This is a genomic window from Actinomadura sp. GC306 (assembly GCF_004348665.1).
Lineage (GTDB): Bacteria > Actinomycetota > Actinomycetes > Streptosporangiales > Streptosporangiaceae > Spirillospora.
Map to the genome: position 1 here is coordinate 1 of NZ_SMKM01000118.1, position 18,558 is coordinate 18,558.

Sequence of the window (18,558 nt, forward strand, 5' to 3'; positions counted from 1 at the left end):
CCCAACTCGCCGAAACGAGGTGACGACCGTGCAGGGCATCTACGCACCGCTGGTGACGCCGTTCACCCCGTCAGGCCAGGTGGACGTCGCGTCGCTCGAACGGCTCGCCGTCCACTGCCTGCGCAACGGCGCGGACGGACTGGTGGCGCTCGGCACGACCGGCGAGGCCGCCATGCTGAGCCCCGCCGAGCAGCACACCGTGCTGGAGGTGTGCCGGGCCGTGTCGATCGAGCACGGCACACCGCTGATCGCGGGCGCCGGGACGATGTCCACCGCCGAGTCGATCCGGCAGGCCCGCGAACGGGCCCCGCTGGCCGACGCGCTGCTCGTCGTCGTCCCCTACTACCTGCGCCCGTCGGACGAGGCCGTCCTCGACCACTTCGCGGCGATCGGCGACGCCGTGGACGTGCCGGTCCTCCCGTACAACATCCCGTACCGGACGGGAAAGCACCTGTCGGCGGAGACGCTCGTGCGGCTGCTGTCCCTGGGCTGCGTCGCCGGGATGAAGCACTGCGCGGGCGCCATCGACCACGACACCCTCGCCGTGCTGGCGGCCGGGACGGGCAAGGCGATCCTGGCCGGCGACGACGCGTACCTGTACCCGATGCTGCAGCTCGGCGCGGCCGGAGCCGTCGCCGCGTCGGCCTGCCTCGCGCCGGCCGCCTACGCCGCGCTGGCCGGCGCGGCCCGCGACGGCGACGCGGCCCGCGGGCTGGCGCTCCACAACGCGCTGTTCCCGCTGGCGGAGGCGCTGTACAGCGAACCGGCCCCGGCCGTCCTCAAGGCGTGCCTCGCCGAGGCGGGCGTGATCGACGACCCCGCGGTGCGCGCTCCGCTGCGGGCCGCGGAGCCCGGATCGGTCTCCGCGGCCATGGCGGCACTCCGCGCGCTCCCTGCCCTCACCCTGGAAGGCGTTTAGGACGACGCAGAACGCCTTTCAGGACGTTGCGCGGGCCGCGGCTCGGGCTGCGTGCGGGAGGGCGTCCAGGACACGTCCCAGAGCTTCCTCATCATGCGCCGCCGACAGGAACCACACCTCAAAGGCCGACGGCGGCAGGTAGACGCCGCGTTCCAGGGCGGCGTGGAAGAACGCCGCGTACGCCTTGGTGTCCTGGTGCTGCGCCGCTGCGAAGTCCCCGACCGCGCCGTCGGTGAAGAAGATGGAAAACAGGTTGCCGGCGTGCTGCGCCGAGTGGGGGACGCCCGCCCGGGTCAGCTCGTCCGACGCGGCCTTCGACACGAGCTCCGCCGCGCGGTCGATCGACGCGTACACCTCGTCGGTGGCGTTGCGGAGCGTGGCGAGCCCGGCGGCGGTGGCGAGCGGGTTCCCCGACAGGGTGCCCGCCTGGTAGACGGGGCCGGCGGGGGCGAGCCGGTCCATGACGTCGGCGCGGCCGCCGAACGCGGCGGCGGGCAGCCCGCCGCCCATGACCTTCCCGAACGTCATCAGGTCGCCGGCCACGCCCTCGATCCCGTACCAGCCGGACCGCGACGCCCGGAACCCGGTGAGGACCTCGTCGATCACCAGCAGCGCGCCGTACCGCTCGCACAGCCGCTTCAGCAGCGCGTTGAAGTCGGCCAGCGGCGGCACCACGCCCATGTTGCACGGCACCGCCTCGGTGATGACGCAGGCGATGTCGGTGCCGTGCTCGTGGAACGCCGTCTCCACCGCCGTGACGTCGTTGTAGGGCAGGATCAGCGTGTCGGCGGTCGTCGCGCCCGTCACGCCCGGCGTGTCGGGCAGGCCGAACGTCGCGACGCCGGAGCCCGCCGCGGCGAGCAGCGCGTCCACGTGCCCGTGGTAGCAGCCGGCGAACTTCAAGATCTTGGTGCGCCCGGTGAAACCGCGCGCCAGCCGGATCGCCGACATCGTCGCCTCGGTGCCCGAGTTGACCAGCCGGACCTTCTCCACCGGCGTGCGCGCCACGATCTCCTCGGCGAGCTCCACCTCGCCCGGCGTCGGCGCCCCGTAGGAGGTGCCGCGGCCCGCCGCGTCCCGCACCGCCTCGACGACGGCCGGGTGCGCGTGGCCGAGGATCATCGGGCCCCACGAGCACACCAGGTCGACGTACTCGTTGCCGTCGGCGTCCGTCAGGTACGGCCCGCGCCCCGCCGCCATGAAGCGGGGCGTGCCGCCCACGGCGCCGAAGGCCCGCACCGGCGAGTTGACGCCCCCGGGCACGAGCCCGGCGGCGCGGTCGAACAACTGCTGCGAGCGCTCAATACCAGTCACGCGGTCCAGTGAACCACTCCCGTCCGGGCCGCCGCGCGCCCCCGCCGGTGCGTCCCCGGCCACGAAAAGAGGAGTCCGTCCGTTGCAGTTCGGCGACTTGCCTTGACCTCGCACGGTACGGGCCGATATTCCACCAAGTACGACATCGGCGCCCTGTCTCGCACACCGTCGCACGGCGCCTCCCGCACTCACCGGCTGTACTCACCGGCCGTACTCATCTGCCAGGCCGTATCGGAGGGATGGCTTTCAACGTGGTTGACGGCTGGACGGTCCCGGGTTTCACCCACGACCGGGAGCTCGGCGGCGGCGCCTCGGGCCGGGTGATGCTGGCGACCGACGACCTGACCAGCACAAAGGTCGCGATCAAGTACCTGGACGGCGCGCTCGCCGGCGACGAGGCGTTCCTCGCGGCGTACCGCGCCGCCGCGCGGAGCCTGTCGCAGATCGAGGACCCCAACGTGGTCGACCTGTACGACTTCGTGGAGACCCCGGACGGCGCCGCGATCGTGATGCAGTACGCCGAGGGCGTCAGCCTGCGCCGCGTCCTCGCCGCGCAGGGCCCCACCGGCCCCCTGGCCGCCCTGTCGATGCTCGGCGGCACGCTCCTCGGCCTCGCCGCGGCGCACGACCAGGACGTCGTGCACGGTGCGCTCCGCCCGGCGAACATCCTGATCGACGCGGACGGCAACGCGCGGGTCACCGACTTCGCCACGTCGCCCGCGGGCACCGAGGCGCAGTCCGCTCCGCCGTACGCGGCGCCCGAGCTGTGGGACGGCGCGCCCGCCACCGTCGCCACCGACCTGTACGCCGCCACCGCGATCTTCTACGAGAGCCTCACCGGGCGCCCCCCGTACGCCGGGCGGAACATGGCGCGGCTGCACCGCGAGGCGCCGGTGCCCGCCGAGGAGGTCCCCGGGCCGCTGCGCGACCTGATCCACAAGGGCCTCGCCAAGGACCCGGCGCAGCGTCCGCGGTCCGTCGCCGACTTCCTCGGCGCGCTGGAGGACGCGGCCGTCTCCGCGTACGGCCCGTCGTGGGAGGCGCAGGGCCGCGGCCGGCTCACCGAGCTCGCCGCGCAGGCGGCGGCGCACCCGGAGCCGCCGAAGCCGAAGCCGGCCCGCGCCAGCGGCCGCAACCCGATCGTCGCGGGCAAGCAGTCCGGTGGCGGCGGGTCCCGGGGACGCTGGATCCTCGCGGCCGTCGCCGTCCTGGTGATCGCCGGCGCCGGCGCGAGCGCCATGACGCTGCTGCGCGGCGACGACGGCCCGCCGCCCGAACCGGCACCGGCGCAGAGCAGCACGCCGCAGCCCTCGCTGCCCGTCGGCGGCGTGGACCCGGCGCCGCTCATCGCGCAGATCGACCAGGCCGTCGCGCAGGCCCCCGGCGCCCTGTTCAGCTACCGGCAGACGGGCTGCTGCGGCTTCCCCGCGACCGCCAAGGGGACGTTCGGCCTGGCGCAGGGCGGGGAGGCGTCCTACTCGCTGACGCTCGCGGCGACCGGCGCCGCGCGCAAGCCGGTGCGCGCCTACATCGTCGAGGACCGGCTCTACGTGCGCGTGGGACGGCAGTGGAAGGCGTCGGCGCTCGGCGGGCGCGGCTACCCGGCGGCGGCCGACCAGGTCCGCCAGGGCACCTCGGTGGCGAACCTGACTGCGCTGCTGCGGTCGGCGACCAAGCTCGCCAAGGGCGAGACCAGCGAGACGGGAACGATCTACGAGGGCGAGGCCCCGGCGGCGAAGCTCGCGGCGGAGCCCGGCATCGGCCCGGTCTACGCGCAGATGGCGCAGGCGACCGGCGCCCAGCAGATCGCCTTCGCGATCAAGGTCGACCCGGGCTACCGGCCGACCGGGTTCTGGGTCCGCGCCGGCGCCGAGGACGGCCGCAACCAGATGATGCGCGGCTCGTACTCCAAGTGGGGCCGCAAGCCGCCCATCAAGGCCCCGCAGGCGGCCTGACCAGGCGGTCTGACCAGGCGGTCTGGTCCGGCTGCCTGATCCGGCTGCCCGGTCAGGCGGCCTCGCAGCTGTCGGCGAGGACCTCCAGCAGCCGCAGCGGGTCGGGCAGCGGGCCGCGGGCCGGCGGCCGCAGCCAGCCGACCTCGCGCCCGTGCGGCAGCACGGACGGCGGCGCGACCACGTAGCTGTCGCGGCAGTGCCACCGCATTCCGGGCGTCTCCGCGACGTCCTCCGGCAGGGTGTCCAGGTGGCAGGACCACCACTCGTCCTCGTCGACCGGCGCGCCGCGCGTCGCGACGAAGAACAGGTGCCGGTCCCCGCCGAAGGACGCGACGGGCCCGACGGGGAGGTCCGCGTCCTCGATCCGGTCGAGCGCGATGGCGCCCGCCGCGGCCGGGACGTCGAACACGTCGAACACCCGGCCGGTCGGCAGGATGATATTGGCGAGGGGGCGCTCCACCCACCAGCGGTCGATGACGCCGGTGTCCACGCTGGCCTGGTGCGCCCAGGCCGCCGACACCGGGTGCGCGCCCGGGTCGGGACACCCGATCCGGTCGCACGAGCACGCCCGGTCGCCGCCGTTGGGCGGATGCGCCCCGGGGAACGACGGCCAGCCCAGCCCGGCGTACCGCCGCGCCGCCGAGGCCATCCGGTCCCGCGCCGCCTTCTGCCGCCTGCTCCCCGACACCGTCAGCATCTGCGCCCCCAAATACCCAAAGGTCGAAGCGTGGGTTCCTGACTAACGATGATGCCCGCCGCGCAAACCCCGGGGCACGGCAACCCCCGCATACGACCGAAATTGACTACTCCCCTCCCTGAGGGAGGGGAGTCTCGAGGCCCCTCCCGCCATGAGAAGTGCGGGGATTCACGGCTCAGGCAGCCTCCCGCCCCGGCGGGGCGGGAGGTCTTGCGCCATCAACACCGTCCGGGTCCAGACCCGCCCGGACCAGCATCACACGCGCGGAGTTCTTGTCCCGGGACCGGGAAGCTCCGCACGCGGTGCAGGTATAGATGCGTTCAGACAGCGGCAGGCGATGCTTGGCTCTCGCACCGCACTCACCGCAGTCCATCGTGGTGTACGCCGGGTCCACCAGCCGGACGTCCCGGCCATGCTTGCGGCCCATCTCGACCAGGGCCTTCTTCGTGGCGCCGACCGCGGCGTCGGCGGCCTTGCGCGCCATCGTGGAGCGGGCGAGGAACCTGGGGCGGAAGTCCTCCACCGCGATCGCGTCGAAGTCGCGGGCGACCTTCTTGGCCCATTTGCGGGCGTCGTCGGTCCGCTGCCGCGCGACCTTCTTATGCGCCTTGGCGGCCTGCCGCCGGGCTTTGCGGTACCCATTGGTCTGCTTGCCGCCTTTGAATGCGCGGCGCCGGGCCATCTGCCGCTGGTAGCGCGCCAGCCGCGCGGCGGCCTTCTCCCCGTGCCCGGAGTGCGGCAGGTCGTGCTCATCGCTGGTGGTGGTCGCGGTTTCGGTCACACCCCAGTCCACGCCGATCACCCGCCCGGTGGCGGGCAGCGGCTCGACCTGCGCCGCGACGACGAAGGAGGCGTACCAGTGCCCGAGCGAATCGCGGTAGACCCGCACCGAGGACGGGCCGGCGGGCAGATCCCGCGACCACACCACCCTCACCGCGATACCCCCGGCCAGATGCAGCCGCCCGTCCCTGAGGCGGAACCCGCGGCGGGTGTAGTTCAGCGTCGGATCGGCCAGGCCACGCTTCTTGAACCGGGGCATCCCCGCCCGCCGCCGCACCGGCAGGCCCGCGGCGATGTCCTTGAGCGCCTTGGCCCGGGACCTGGCGAAGTCCCGGATGGTCTGCTGCTGCGGCACCGACGCGCCTGCCCGCAGCCACCGCTCGCCGGCGCGCCAGCCGGTCAGCATCGCATCCAGCCGCGCCGGGCCGCAGCTCTCGCCGGCCCGGTGCGCGGCCCTGGACCGCGCGACGCATTCGTTCCACACCCACCGGCACCGGTCCCACTCGGCCAGCAGGGCCCGCTCGGCGGTCGACGACAGCCGCACCCGGAAGGTGTACCGGGCGTTCCCGGCACCCCCCGCTCCCAGTGGCGTCGCCATGACGCCACGGTAGTGTCCTAGGACAGGCGGCGGGCGACTTCGGTGGCCCAGTACGTGAGGGCTATGTCGGCGCCGGCGCGGCGGATCGACAGCAGGGACTCCATGATCGTGCGCTCGCGGTCGATCCAGCCCTTCTCCGCGGCGGCCTCGATCATCGCGTACTCGCCGCTGACCTGGTAGGCGACGACGGGGACGTCCACGGTGTCGCGGACGCGGCGGACGACGTCGAGGTAGGCCCCGGCGGGCTTCACCATGACCATGTCGGCGCCCTCGTCGAGGTCGAGGAGCACCTCGCGCAGCGACTCGTCGACGTTCGCCGGGTCCTGCTGGTGGCTGGCGCGGTCGCCGAACCGCGGCGCGCACTCGGCGGCCTCGCGGAACGGGCCGTAGTACGCCGAGGCGTACTTCGCCGAGTACGCCATGACCGCGATGCCGGAGTGGCCCGCGCCGTCCAGCGCGGCGCGGATCGCGGCGACCTGGCCGTCCATCATGCCGCTCGGGCCGACGACGGCCGTGCCCGCCTCGGCCTGCGCGACCGCGATCGACGCGTACCGCTCCAGCGTCGCGTCGTTGTCGATCTCGCCGGACTCGGTGAGCACGCCGCAGTGCCCGTGGTCGGTGTACTCGTCCAGGCACAGGTCCGTCATGATGACGGTCGCGTCGCCGAGGTCGGCGTTCAGGTCGCGCAGCGCGAGCTGGACGATGCCGTCCGGGTCGTCGGCGGCCGAGCCCGCACCGTCCTTCTCCGCCGGGACGCCGAACAGGATGATTCCGCCGACGCCGGCCTCCACCGCCTCGTGCGCGGCCTTGCGGAGGCTGTCGCGGGTGTGCTGGTACACGCCCGGCATCGACGAGACCGGCTGCGGCTCGCCGATGCCCTCCTTCACGAACATCGGCAGGACGAGATCGGCGGGCGCGAGCCGAGTCTCGGCGACGAGGCGCCGCAGCGCGGGCGTGCGGCGCAGCCGCCGCGGCCTGGCGACGGGGAACTGTGCGGACATGTCCTTCTCCCGGTTCGGGTGTTCCGCGCCGGCGCGCCCCGGCGGCATGGTCGTTCCTACCGTGTCATCGCGTCGGCGCGATGTCACCTGCGGCGCCGGGCGCCCCGGCGCATCTGGCTGGGCTTGCGGAGCGGGTCGCCCGCCTCGATCTGCGCGGCCCGCCGCTTGGCACCGTACTCCGCGAGCGCCGCCGCGAGGGTCGATACGGACGGCTTGTCCGCCATGACGTCCACGCGCAGCCCGTACTCGCGCGCGGTCCGCGCGGTCTGCGGGCCGATCACCGCGATCACCGTCACGTTGTGCGGCTTGCCGGCGATCCCGATGAGGTTCTTCACCGTGGACGACGACGTGAACAGCACCGCGTCGAACCCGCCGCCCTTGATCGCCTCGCGGATCGGTGCGGGCGGCGGCGCGGCGCGGACCGTCCGGTAGGCGGTCACGTCCTCGCACTCCCAGCCGAGCTCGGTCAGCCTGGCGATGAGCACGTCGGTGGCGATGTCGGCGCGCGGCAGCAGCACCCGGTTGATCGGGTCGAGGTCCTCGTCGTAGGGCGGCCACTCCGCCGCGAGGCCCTCGCCGGACTGCTCCCCGGCCGGCGTCAGGTCGGGCTGGACGCCGAACTCCACCAGCGCGGCGGCGGTCTGCTCGCCGACGGCGGCGACCTTCAGCCCGGCGAACGCGCGGGCGTCGAGGCCGTAGTCGACGAACTTCTCCCGGACGGCCTTGACGGCGTTGGTGGAGGTGAACACCACCCACTCGTACCGCCCGGTGACCAGGCCCTTCACGGCGCGGTCCATCTGCTGCGGGGTGCGCGGCGGCTCGACGGAGATCGTCGGGACCTCGTCGGGGACGGCCCCGTACCCGCGCAGCTGGTCCGACAGCGACGCGGCCTGCTCCTTCGTCCGCGGCACGAGGACCCGCCACCCGAACAGCGGCTTGGTCTCGAACCAGGACAGCTTGTCGCGCCAGCCGACCACGTCGCCAACGATGATCAGCGCGGGCGCCTCCATGCCCTTCGAGGCGGACGCGAGCTTCTGCAGGGTCGACACGACGGTCTCCTGCTCGGTGGTCGTGCCGAGGCTCGTCATCGCGGCGGGCGTGGAGTCGGGGCGGCCGGCGGCGACCAGGCCCTTGCACACCTCGGCCACCGCGTTCTCCGCGCCCAGGACGACGAGGGTGGTGTCGGGGGCGGCGAACCGCTCCCAGTCCACGCCGCCCTCGGAGGCGTCCACGACGCGGATCTCGCGGTGGTCGGCGTCGGTCAGCGGGATGCCCGCGTACCCCGGCACGCCCGTCACCGCGGACACGCCCGGCACGACCTCGAACGGGACGCCGGCCTTGGCCAGCGCGGACCCCTCGGCGGCCAGCCCGCAGCCGAGGCCCGGGTCGCCGCTCACCAGCCGGACGACCCGCCGCCCCGCCTTCGCGGCGCGCGCGGCGAGCCGGACGGGGTCGCCCTCCGCCGAGTCGATGATCTCCACGTCGCCGCGGCAGTGGGCGAGGATCTCCGCCGGGCAGCCGGCCCGGTGCACGATCACGGTGTCGGCGCGCCCGAGTTCGGCGGCGGCGCGCAGGGTCAGCAGGCCCGGGTCGCCCGGCCCCATCCCGACGATCGAGACGGTGCCGAGCTCGGCGGGCGTGTTCGGCGCACCGGTGCCCGCGGCCTCGGCGCTCGTGGCCGCCGCGTCCTCGGCCTCGGCGTCCCTGACCTCGGCCGTGGCCTCGGTGCCCTGCGCCTCGGTCTTCTTGGCGGCGGTGCTCTTAGCGGCGGGGCTCAATCGCGCTCCCCCATCAACTGGTCGGCCCCCTGCGCGAGCAGCCGGGCCGCGAGGTCGCGGCCGATCTGCTCGGCGGCATCCGGGTGGCCGCTGGCGGACAGCCTGACCTGACGGCTTCCGTCGAAGGCGGCGACGGTGGCCGTGAGGTGCAGTTCTTCTTCTACTTCGGCAGCGTACGTCCCCACCGGGGCGGAGCAGCCCGCCTCAAGGACGGCGAGGATCGTCCGCTCGGCCGTGACGGCCCTCCTGGTGGCGGCGTCGTCGACCGTTCCAAGCAGTTCGAGGAGGTCCGTGCGGTCGGACCGGCACTCCAGCGCGAGCGCGCCCTGGCCGGGCGCGGGCAGCATCTGCTCGGGCTCGAAGACCTCGCCGACCGCCTCGACCCGCCCGATCCGCCGCAGGCCCGCGTGCGCGAGCACGACGGCGTCCAGCTCCCCGTCGGTGACCTTCGCCAGCCGGGTGTCGGCGTTGCCGCGGATCGGGACGACGTCCAGATCGGGACGCAGCGCCCGGAGCTGCGCGACGCGGCGCGGCGACCCGGTGCCGACCCGCGCCCCTTGCGGCAGCTCGGAGAGCTTCCCAGGGCCGCACAGGGCGTCCCGCGGGTCGTCGCGGGCCGGGGTCGCGGCGAGCGCGATCCCCGGCGTCTCCGACGTCGGCAGGTCCTTCAGCGAATGCACGGCGAAGTCGACCTCACCGGAGAGGATCTTGTCGCGGAGCGCGTTGACGAAGACCCCGGTCCCGCCGATCTGGGCGAGCAGGGCCTTGGAGACATCGCCCTGGGTGGTCACCCCCACCAGTTCGACGGCGTGCCCCGTACGCTCCGTCAACAGGTCCGCGACGCGCTGCGACTGCGTCGTCGCCATCAGGCTCTTCCGGGTCCCGAGCCGCAGCGGGCCCCCCGAGGTGCCCGGCCGCCCGCTCAATCCCTGACTCAATGGCTCGCTCCGCTCGGCTCTCGGCGGGCGGCGACGGCGCCGCCCGCGATCACGTCGATCACGTCGTGTCCCCCTCGCGCGCCGCGGCGGCGCCGGGGGCGCTGACCGCCCGGACGCTCGCGGCCTGCGCGTTCACCGTTTCCGCGCTCACGTCCGCCAGCCCGTGGGCATTGACGTCCCGCACGCTCACGTCGTCCATGTCCGCGGCCGCGTCCGCGCCGCCGGCACCGGTGCCCCGCGCGGCCTTGGGCGGGGAAGGGGTGCTCACACAATCGGCCTCGGCGCACTCCGCGTCAACCGCGGGCGCCGAAGCGTTCCAGGCGCCGGCGGGTTCGTCCTCGGCCATGTCGGCGTGGGCGACCGCCTCCGGAGCCTTCGGGTCCAGGTCGAACAGCTCGCGCAGCGCGTCGGCGTAGGAGTCGCCGCCGGGCGCCGCCGCCAGCTCCTTCACCCGCACGGTCGGCGCGTGGAGCAGCTTGTCCACGACGCGCCGGACGGTCTGGCCGATCTCCCGGCGGGCCCGCTCGTCCATCTCCGGGAGCCGCCCGCCCAGCCGGTTCAGCTCCGCCTCCACGACGTCCGCGGCCTTGCTGCGCAGCGCGACGACCGTCGGGGCGACGGCGGCGGCGCGGGCCGCGCCGAGGAACGCCTCGACCTCCTGGCGCACGATCCGCCGGACGGCCTTGACGGCCTCCGGGCCGATGGCCTGCGCCGCCTCCTCCTCGGTGCGCAGGTCGTCCAGCCCGGCGAGCCGGACGCCCGGCAGGTCGCCGGCGCTCCGCTCGATGTCGTGCGGCAGCGCCAGGTCGAGCAGGAAGCGCTTGCGCCCGTCGGAGCCGACGCCGCGCGCCGCGAGCTGCGCCGCGGTCAGCACGACGCCGGTCGCGCCGGTGCAGGAGATCACCAGGTCGGCCTCGGCTATCGCGGCGTCCAGCAGCGACAGCTCGACCGCCCGGGACGGCACGTCCAGCGACTCAGCGAGCCGCACGGCCCGCTCGTGGGTGCGGTTCGCCACCACGACCTCGCCGGCGCCGCAACGGCTCAGCGTCGCCGCGGCCAGCGAACTCATCGAACCGGCCCCGACGACCAGGGCGCTCACGCCGTCCAGCGGCCCGAGGTGCCGCGCGGCGACCTCCAGGCCCACGCTGACCAGGGACGCGCCCGCCTTGTCGATGCCGGTCTCGTGGTGGGCGCGCTTGCCCACCCGCAGCGACTTCTGCAGGACGTCGTGCAGGTCGCGGCCGAGCGTGCCCTCCTCCTTGGCGAGCCGGAACGCCTGCCGGATCTGCCCGAGGATCTGCCCCTCGCCGACGACCATCGACTCCAGGCCGCTCGCCACCGCGAACACGTGCTGGACGGCACGCTCCTCGTAGTGGACGTAAAGATGCCGCGACAGGTCGTCCAGCGGGATGCCGGAGTGGAGGGCGAGCAGTTCGGAGATCGCCGAGACGCCGCCGTGGAACTTGTCCACCACCGCGTAGATCTCCACGCGGTTGCACGTCGAGACGATGGCGGTCTCACCGACGTTCGCGGACCTGTGGACGGCGTGCAGCAGCTTGACCAGGTCGTCTCCCGCCACCGCGGCACGTTCCAGCACCGCGACCGGTGCGCTCCGGTGGCTGAGTCCCACGACCAGAATGCTCATATGGCCTCTCCCGCATCTCCCTGGTGTTCCGGCCGGACTGCCCCGATCATGCTTCTACAGTCTCTACGTACTGAGTCGTACCGGGAAGTGCGTCCCCCTCCTGGAGGGGGGCGAGACCGTCCGGTCCCCCGGCCTTGCGCTGCTCGTGGAACGCAAGGATCTGCAGTTCGATCGACAGGTCGACCTTCCGCACATCGACGCCCTCCGGCACCGAGAGGACGACCGGCGCGAAGTTCAGCACGCTGGTCACGCCCGCGGCCACCACCCGGTCGCAGACCCCCTGGGCGGAGCCCGCGGGGGTCGCGATCACGGCGATGGAGACGCCGTGGTCGGCGATGATGTCCTCCAGCCGGTCGATGTGCTCCACCGTCATCCCGGATATCTCCTGGCCGACGATGTTCTCGTCCGCGTCGAGCAGCCCCGCCACGCGGAAGCCGCGCGAGGCGAAGCCGCCGTAACCGGCAAGTGCCCGGCCCAGGTTACCGACGCCGATGATGGCGACCACCCAGTCCTGGGTGAGGCCGAGCTCGCGGGAGATCTGGTAGACGAGGTACTCGACCTCGTACCCAACCCCGCGCGTCCCATACGAGCCCAGGTGGGAGAGGTCCTTGCGGAGTTTGGCCGAGTTCACGCCCGCCGCCGCGGCCAGCTCCTCCGAGGAGACGGTGGCGACGCCGCCCTCCTGCAGCGCGGTGAGCGCGCGCAGGTACACCGGCAGCCGCGCCACGGTGGCTTCGGGGATGCCGCGGCCCGCGCGGTCGCGGGGTCGGTTCTGTCGAGATGTCACGGCCTGCTCTTCGGGCTCGTCGCTGGGCACGGGGACGCGGACCCGTGGCCCCGGACCGTCGCGGGGCTGTCCATCAGGTTAGGCTTTTGTGAACAGACGCACAAAGTCACCCCCGCTTCCGCGGGCTCCGGCCCGGCCCGCACGCGACCACGAGAACACCGCCCATCAGGGGCTTTCCAGCGTACGCCGCGTTCAACGGACCGCCACGGGATGTGACCGACTCGACATACCAGGCACCCGAATCGCCGGTTCCGGGAGCGTCCGCCGGCGGCAGGCGGTACGGCCGGTCAGGCCGGTTCGCGCAGCTTCGCGATCGCGGCGCGGAGCCGGCCCTCGTCGACGCGCCAGAAGTCGTGCTGGACGCCGTTGATGAGCGTGACCGGGATCTGCTCCCAGTACTGCTCGGTGTCCTGCTCCGAGAGGGTGATGTCGCGCTCCTCCCAGGGCACGTCCAGCTCGCCCGCGACCCGCTCGATCACCGCGCGGGCGTCGTCGCACAGATGGCAGCCGGGCTTGCCGAGCAGCGTGATCACGATGCCGGGCCGCGCCCGCTCCGTACCGGTCACGTCACCTCCCGGGGAACTCCGGCGCCGGCAGCGGCACCTTGGCGGCGCCGAGGCGCAGCTCGATCACGTTGGTGGCCAGCACGTGCGTGCGGGACTCCGCCAGGAACCGCTGCAGGTGCGGCTGCCGGCGGTGCGCGGCGAACGCGGCGTCGTCCCGGAAGAGCTGGTAGAAGATCCGCTGGGTGGGGCCGCCGACCACCTCGTGGCAGGCGAAGATCACGGTCTCCGGCTCCAGCGCGCGGGCGGCCTTGACGAGTTCGGCGGCGAGCCGGTCGAAGGCGTCCTCGCGGCCGTCCAGCAGCGTGTAGACGGTGATCTGCCCGCACGCCCCGGCCAGCCCGCCGGTGCGGCCCTGGTCGGCGGCCGGGACGCCGCCGAGCGCGGCGCCGACCCCGTCCACGGCCGTGGGGCCGGCGGGGTTGTCCCGGAAGCGCGGCTCCTCGGGCGGTGCCGGGTCGGGGAAGCGCAGCTCGCCGCGCCGCCGGTCCGGTGCGGGGGTCGGCGCCGGGACGGGCTCGTGCCGTCCGGGCGGGTAGCCCTGCTCTTCGTATCCGCTCACCGGCTCATCCCCGTACTCGTCCCCGTAGTCGTCATAGTCCTCGTCGTCGTAGACCGGGATGGTGCGCATCGCCCCGTACCAGACCAGCCCGGCCGCCCCGCCGAGCGCGATCACCGCGAGCGGCGCGGGCAGGAACCCGCGGCTGCCGCTCACCACCAGGACGCCGCCCAGCGCGACCAGCGCGATGGGGATCAGCAGCTCGGCGGCCTCCTGGTCCTGCTTGCTCGCCAGCCACGCGGTGACCCCGGTGCACCCCGCCAGCGCCAGGACGGCCACGACGTGCGCGCCGTCGATCAGCAGCAGCGGCAGCGCGTCGTAGGTGTCGCCGGGCTTGGGCAGGTCCTTGGAGAGCTTGCCCTTGAGCGGGTCCAGCAGCAGGATCACGATCGCGACGACCGTGTAGGAGATCGCGAACAGCCACGCGGCGAACCTGACCTGCACGTACCGCGCGATCAGCTCGACCATGCCGAGGGCCAGCCAGACCGGCGCGATCAGCGCGGCGCCGAGCTCCATGACGCGGAAGAACAGGCCGTTGAACCCGGCGAGGAGGCCGATGCCCATGGACAGCAGCGCGAGCGACAGCCCGACCTGCGTGAACGACCACGCGATCAGGTAGAGCAGCCGGTCCTTATGGGCGCGCTGGATCAGCAGCCCTGTGACCGTTAAGGCGCCGAGGGCCGCGAGGAGCGCGAGCAGAGCAGAGAACATCGCGCCCCATGGTGCCCGATGCCGGGGGAAGACGGGTAACCGCTCACGTGAACGCCATGCGCCCGGACGTGCCGTCCGCCCCGGGGGCGCCCGCGTGCACGTACGGCTGCACGTACCTATGCACGAACCATTCCTGTGCACGGACCATTGCCTGGCGTACGTATCGGTATCTAGAGTGGCAGATCACGCCGGAGGTCGCGCCGCCCCGAGGAGAACTGCATGAGCAGCCTGACCCTCGACGCCGGGGTGCTCCCGCTCCCCCGGCCCTTCCGGGACGGCACGGCCCGCGCCCCCGGCCGGGACGACGACCGGGCCGAGGTGCTCAAGGCCCTCGTCCTGCGGGCCCGCGACGGCGACGCCGAGGCGTTCGGGTCCCTCTACGACCACTACGTCGAGCTCGTCTACCGCTACATCTACTACCGCGTGGGGACGCACTCGCAGACCGAGGACCTCACCAGCGAGACGTTCCTGCGCGCACTGCGCCGGATCTGCGACTTCCACTGGCAGGGCAAGGACTTCGGCGCCTGGCTGGTGACGATCGCGCGGAACCTCGTCGCCGACCACTTCAAGTCCGGCCGCTACCGGCTGGAGATCTGCACCGCCGAACTCGTCGAGCCCGACCGGCACCAGGAGGGGCCGGAGCGCACCGTCCTTGACTCGATGACGAACCGCACGCTGCTGGAGGCCGTCCGCCGGCTCGGCTCGGAGCAGCAGGAGTGCGTCGTGCTGCGGTTCCTGCACGGGCTGTCGGTCGCGGAGACCGCGCTGATCATGGACAAGAAGCCGGGCGCGATCAAGGCTCTGCAGTACCGCGCCGTCCGGTCGCTGGCCCGGATGCTCCCGGCCGACCTGCTGCGATAGCCTCCCGGGGACCCCATGGGCCGCCCATGAAGGGGTAGTGCCCGGCCCCGCCGCAGGCTTCGGCGGCCCCCGCCGCGGGCATCATTGAAGGGTCTATCAAACTCTGCACCGGGCCGTAACCCGCGCCGCCGCACGATCGTTTTGCGGGCAGGAGCGCGTTCGCGTCTGGATACCGCAAGGGAGCGGCTGTTGATGACCGGGCGAGGGAAGATCGCCGAGCAGGGGAACGCGCTGGCCCGGCTGCGGGTGAGCGACGCGGGCCCCGACCCGAGGTTCCGCGCCGGGCTGCGCGAGCGGCTCGTCGCCGCCGCGAGCGGCCGGGGTGACGACGGTCCCAATCACGGCCGGGACGACGGTCTGGGACAAGGGGGTTGACTAGGCTCGGCCCCATGCGGCGATTCTGGCAGCGCGCCAAGGACGAAGATCACAAGAGCGCCGGGGAGGTCGCCGCGGCCGCGGCGACCGAGCCCGAGCCGCTCCCGGACCCCGATCCGTCCGCGGCGGCGTTCTTCGACGTCGACAACACGATGATGCGCGGGGCGTCCATCTACTACTTCGCGCGCGGCCTCGCCGCCCGCAAGCTGTTCACGATGCGCGACCTCGCCATGTTCGCCTGGGGGCAGGCTGCGTTCCGGCTGCGCGGCACCGAGAACTCCGAGCACATCGGCAGCGCGAAGGAGGCCGCGCTGTCGTTCGTCGCCGGCCAGCGCGTCGACAAGATCGTCTCGTTGAGCGAGGAGATCTACGACGAGGTCATGGCCGACCGGATCTGGCACGGCACCCGGACCCTCGCCCTCCAGCACCTGGACGAGGGCCAGCAGGTCTGGCTCGTCACCGCCACGCCCGTCGAGGTCGCCCGGACGATCGCGCACCGCCTCGGCCTGACCGGTGCGCTCGGCACCGTCGCCGAGACCCGCGACGGCCTCTACACGGGCCGGCTCGTCGGGAACCTGCTGCACGGCCCCGCGAAGGCCGAGGCCGTCCGCGCGCTCGCGCAGCGCGAGGGCCTGGACCTGACGCGCTGCGCCGCCTACAGCGACTCGATCAACGACCTGCCGCTGCTGACCGTCGTCGGCCACCCGCACGCCGTGAACCCCGACCCCGAGCTCCGCGCGCACGCCAGGGAGCACGGCTGGCCCGTCCACGACTTCCGGACCGGCCGCAGGGTCACGATGATCGCGCTGCCGGTCGCGGCCGGCGCGGGCGCCGTAGCGGGCGGGGTCGCCGCCGGCGTCGCCCTCCGCCGCCACTACCGCGCCTGACCGCCCTCACCGGGACGTCAGCCGCACCACCGGGTACTCCCGGTCGGATTTGCTCTGGTACTTCGCGATGCGCGGCTGAGCTTCGGCGATGCGCTGCCACGCCGCTTCCCGGTCGGCGCCTTCGAGCCGCTGCGGCGCCACCGGAACGGCCTCCTCGCCGGGCAGTTCCATGGACGCCCGGTCGGCGTGCGCCATCAGATTGGCGAACCAGTCCGGGTGCCGGTCTCCGCCGCCCGACGCCACGATCAGCCGCGCGTCGTCCCCGTCGGCGAACCATGCGACCGGCGTCTCCCGAGGCTCGCCGCTGCGCTTGCCCACGGTGTGCAGGACCAGGACGTCCATCCCCATGACTGACCCGCGCCCCTTGCGGACCTTGCGGATCATCCGCGCGTTGGCCCGATGCTGCATCCACCGCGAGAACGCCCCCGGCCCGCCCGACTTCTCCTTATGCCCCTGCGCCACCGTCTACCTCCGCCGATCGGTCGATGTAAACTAGGAGTTCCCAGTTCAAGGCGGCTTCTTCATTCCTGACCGACCTGCCGGCCTTGTCAGCGGTGGCCCAGCACGTTGACCACACGGCCGTTGGGGTCGCGGACGAAAAACCGTCGCACTCCCCACTCCTCGTCCTGCAGGGGATGCACGATCTCAGCACCGCCGTCCCGCATGGCCGCGTAGACCGCGTCCACGTCGTCGACCTCGACGCTCATGTCGGCGTTGACCGGCGCGGTCTCGTCCCTCGTGAAGAAGCTGATCTGCGCTGTCGGATTGGCCGGGGAGGCGAGCGTCACGACCCACCCCATGTTCATGACCTCCTCGAAGCCCAGCAGCTCATAGAACTCCCGGCTCTCCGGCACGACCTCAGACTGGATGTTGGGCACCACACGGCGAATGGTCATCGACAACTCCAATAGCAAAGGTCCCGGCCATCTCGCCTGGCCAGGTGCCTAACCTTCAGGTAATCACGCACCTCAAAGTGCGTTCTTGTGGTCTGCGGCGCCCCGCTGAACAGTGGATGCATGAACACGCAACGAATCAGCGTCCTCGGCCTGGGGAGCATGGGCCGCGCCCTCGCGAGCACGCTCCTCAAGGCCGGCCACGAGGTGACGATCTGGAACCGCACGCCAGGTAAGGCGGGCGACCTCCGCGCACGCGGTGCACGGGAGGCGCCGAGCCTGGAGGAGGCGATCGAAACAAGTGACCTGACGCTCGCGTGCCTCTTGGACGACGCCAGTGTCCGCGAAACCCTGACACCGGCCATAGGGAAGTTGACCGGCAGGACGCTTGTCAACCTCACCAGCGGCTCAGCGCGGCAGGCACGCGAACTCGCCGGATGGCTCGCGAAGAACGAGGTGCGCTTCCTCGCCGGCGGCATCATGGCCGTGCCTCCGGCGATAGGCACGGACGAAGCCTTCATCCTCTACAGCGGCCCACGCGACCTGTTCGACCACGTGGCCCCCGTGCTCGCGTCCCTTGCCCGTCCGCACTGGGTGGGCGAGGACCACGGTTACGCGGCGCTGTACGACATGGGCGCGCTGAGCGGCATGTACGGCATGATCGCCGGGGTGAGCCACGCGACGGCACTGGTCGACGCGGAAGGCGGCGACGTGGGGACGTTCATACGCGAGGTGCTCCACCCATGGATGAAGCAGATGCTCCCGCTCATGTTCGCCGAACCCGACCCGGGCGAGTCCAACGCCGAGATGCAGGCGACCGGCCTGGAGACGATGATTTCCACGTCCCAGGAGGCGGGAGTACCGGGCGACCTGACCGGCCACCTGCGCGCCGCACTCTGGGAGATGCGCCGCGCGGCCGCCTGACCAGGGCATACAGCTGCAGGGCGGGGCATAGCGACTACCATCGGGCAAATGCGCAACCCGCCCTACATCTGTGCCCTTGACGCCGCGATGGACGTCGTCGGCGGCAAATGGAAAGCGCTGATCCTGTGGGCTCTGGACGAGCGGCTCCACCGCTTCGGCGAGTTGCGCCGCAGCCTCCCCGGCGTCAGCGAGAAGGTGCTCACCCAGCAACTGCGCGAGCTTGAGGCGGACGGAATCGTCCGCCGCACCGTCTTCGACGAGACCCCACCCCGAGTCGAATACGAACTGACCGAAGAAGGCGCCGCCCTACACGCGGCCCTCACCCCCTTGGGCGCCTGGGCCGAACACCGCATGGCCACCCTCGCCCTAACCC

19 protein-coding genes are annotated in these 18,558 nt (G+C 72.9%); 7 read left to right on the top strand and 12 right to left on the bottom strand.

Annotated features, from left to right (window positions below):
• On the top strand, window positions 1–919 hold a 919-nt coding region (locus tag E1200_RS17865), incomplete at its 5' end, for a dihydrodipicolinate synthase family protein (protein ID WP_207933405.1).
• Between the two features lie 18 nt (window positions 920–937).
• Here E1200_RS17865 and hemL read toward each other — a convergent pair.
• Window positions 938–2,233, bottom strand: a complete 1,296-nt coding sequence (gene hemL, locus E1200_RS17870; RefSeq protein ID WP_131953172.1) for a glutamate-1-semialdehyde 2,1-aminomutase — start codon at window positions 2,231–2,233, stop codon at window positions 938–940.
• 239 nt (window positions 2,234–2,472) lie between these two features.
• Here hemL and E1200_RS17875 point away from each other — a divergent pair, with 239 nt between their 5' ends.
• Complete coding sequence (locus E1200_RS17875; RefSeq protein ID WP_131953173.1) at window positions 2,473–4,188, top strand: serine/threonine-protein kinase; 1,716 nt, start codon at window positions 2,473–2,475, stop codon at window positions 4,186–4,188.
• Window positions 4,189–4,240: 52 nt separating this feature from the next.
• Here E1200_RS17875 and E1200_RS17880 read toward each other — a convergent pair whose 3' ends face one another.
• The 9 genes from E1200_RS17880 to E1200_RS17920 form a co-directional block, all read right to left on the bottom strand.
• Window positions 4,241–4,885 (bottom strand): bifunctional DNA primase/polymerase, encoded by a 645-nt coding sequence (locus E1200_RS17880; RefSeq protein ID WP_131953186.1) that lies wholly within the window; start codon window positions 4,883–4,885, stop codon window positions 4,241–4,243.
• A gap of 175 nt (window positions 4,886–5,060) precedes the next feature.
• The gene (locus E1200_RS17885) at window positions 5,061–6,263 is read right to left on the bottom strand and encodes an RNA-guided endonuclease TnpB family protein (RefSeq protein ID WP_131953174.1); all 1,203 of its coding nucleotides are present in this window, start codon (window positions 6,261–6,263) and stop codon (window positions 5,061–5,063) included.
• A 17-nt stretch (window positions 6,264–6,280) separates the two neighbouring features.
• Entirely contained in the window at window positions 6,281–7,264 is a 984-nt protein-coding gene (gene hemB, locus E1200_RS17890) for a porphobilinogen synthase (protein WP_131953175.1), read from the bottom strand.
• A gap of 83 nt (window positions 7,265–7,347) precedes the next feature.
• Window positions 7,348–8,868 (bottom strand): uroporphyrinogen-III synthase, encoded by a 1,521-nt coding sequence (locus tag E1200_RS17895; protein ID WP_131953187.1) that lies wholly within the window; start codon window positions 8,866–8,868, stop codon window positions 7,348–7,350.
• Window positions 8,869–9,038: 170 nt separating this feature from the next.
• On the bottom strand, window positions 9,039–9,968 hold the full coding sequence (gene hemC / locus E1200_RS17900; RefSeq protein ID WP_279484547.1) for a hydroxymethylbilane synthase: 930 nt from the start codon (window positions 9,966–9,968) through the stop codon (window positions 9,039–9,041).
• A gap of 70 nt (window positions 9,969–10,038) precedes the next feature.
• Window positions 10,039–11,625, bottom strand: a complete 1,587-nt coding sequence (locus E1200_RS17905) for a glutamyl-tRNA reductase (protein WP_131953177.1) — start codon at window positions 11,623–11,625, stop codon at window positions 10,039–10,041.
• Between the two features lie 46 nt (window positions 11,626–11,671).
• Complete coding sequence (locus tag E1200_RS17910) at window positions 11,672–12,412, bottom strand: redox-sensing transcriptional repressor Rex (RefSeq protein WP_131953178.1); 741 nt, start codon at window positions 12,410–12,412, stop codon at window positions 11,672–11,674.
• A gap of 287 nt (window positions 12,413–12,699) precedes the next feature.
• Window positions 12,700–12,978, bottom strand: coding sequence for a glutaredoxin family protein (locus E1200_RS17915; RefSeq protein ID WP_131953179.1), 279 nt, complete (start codon window positions 12,976–12,978; stop codon window positions 12,700–12,702).
• Window position 12,979: 1 nt separating this feature from the next.
• The gene (locus E1200_RS17920; RefSeq protein ID WP_131953180.1) at window positions 12,980–14,245 is read right to left on the bottom strand and encodes an antibiotic biosynthesis monooxygenase; all 1,266 of its coding nucleotides are present in this window, start codon (window positions 14,243–14,245) and stop codon (window positions 12,980–12,982) included.
• Window positions 14,246–14,464: 219 nt separating this feature from the next.
• Between E1200_RS17920 and E1200_RS17925 the strand changes: the two genes are divergently transcribed.
• The 3 genes from E1200_RS17925 to E1200_RS17935 all read left to right on the top strand — a co-directional run bounded on the left by E1200_RS17925 (window position 14,465) and on the right by E1200_RS17935 (window position 16,368).
• A complete protein-coding gene (locus E1200_RS17925; protein ID WP_131953181.1) occupies window positions 14,465–15,106 on the top strand; it encodes a sigma-70 family RNA polymerase sigma factor in 642 nt (213 codons plus the stop codon).
• 192 nt (window positions 15,107–15,298) lie between these two features.
• A complete protein-coding gene (locus tag E1200_RS17930; RefSeq protein WP_131953182.1) occupies window positions 15,299–15,481 on the top strand; it encodes a hypothetical protein in 183 nt (60 codons plus the stop codon).
• Between the two features lie 14 nt (window positions 15,482–15,495).
• A complete protein-coding gene (locus E1200_RS17935) occupies window positions 15,496–16,368 on the top strand; it encodes an HAD-IB family hydrolase (RefSeq protein WP_131953183.1) in 873 nt (290 codons plus the stop codon).
• Between the two features lie 6 nt (window positions 16,369–16,374).
• On the opposite strand, the gene E1200_RS17940 is transcribed toward E1200_RS17935, so the two are convergent.
• Together E1200_RS17940 and E1200_RS17945 are read right to left on the bottom strand one after the other, a co-directional pair.
• Window positions 16,375–16,830 (bottom strand): nitroreductase family deazaflavin-dependent oxidoreductase, encoded by a 456-nt coding sequence (locus E1200_RS17940; RefSeq protein ID WP_243708647.1) that lies wholly within the window; start codon window positions 16,828–16,830, stop codon window positions 16,375–16,377.
• Between the two features lie 86 nt (window positions 16,831–16,916).
• On the bottom strand, window positions 16,917–17,264 hold the full coding sequence (locus E1200_RS17945) for a VOC family protein (RefSeq protein WP_131953184.1): 348 nt from the start codon (window positions 17,262–17,264) through the stop codon (window positions 16,917–16,919).
• Between the two features lie 120 nt (window positions 17,265–17,384).
• On the opposite strand from E1200_RS17945, the gene E1200_RS17950 reads away from it, so the two are divergent.
• Both E1200_RS17950 and E1200_RS17955 read left to right on the top strand, forming a co-directional pair.
• The gene (locus tag E1200_RS17950) at window positions 17,385–18,185 is read left to right on the top strand and encodes an NAD(P)-binding domain-containing protein (protein ID WP_131953185.1); all 801 of its coding nucleotides are present in this window, start codon (window positions 17,385–17,387) and stop codon (window positions 18,183–18,185) included.
• 48 nt (window positions 18,186–18,233) lie between these two features.
• On the top strand, window positions 18,234–18,558 hold a 325-nt coding region (locus E1200_RS17955), incomplete at its 3' end, for a helix-turn-helix domain-containing protein (RefSeq protein WP_207933406.1).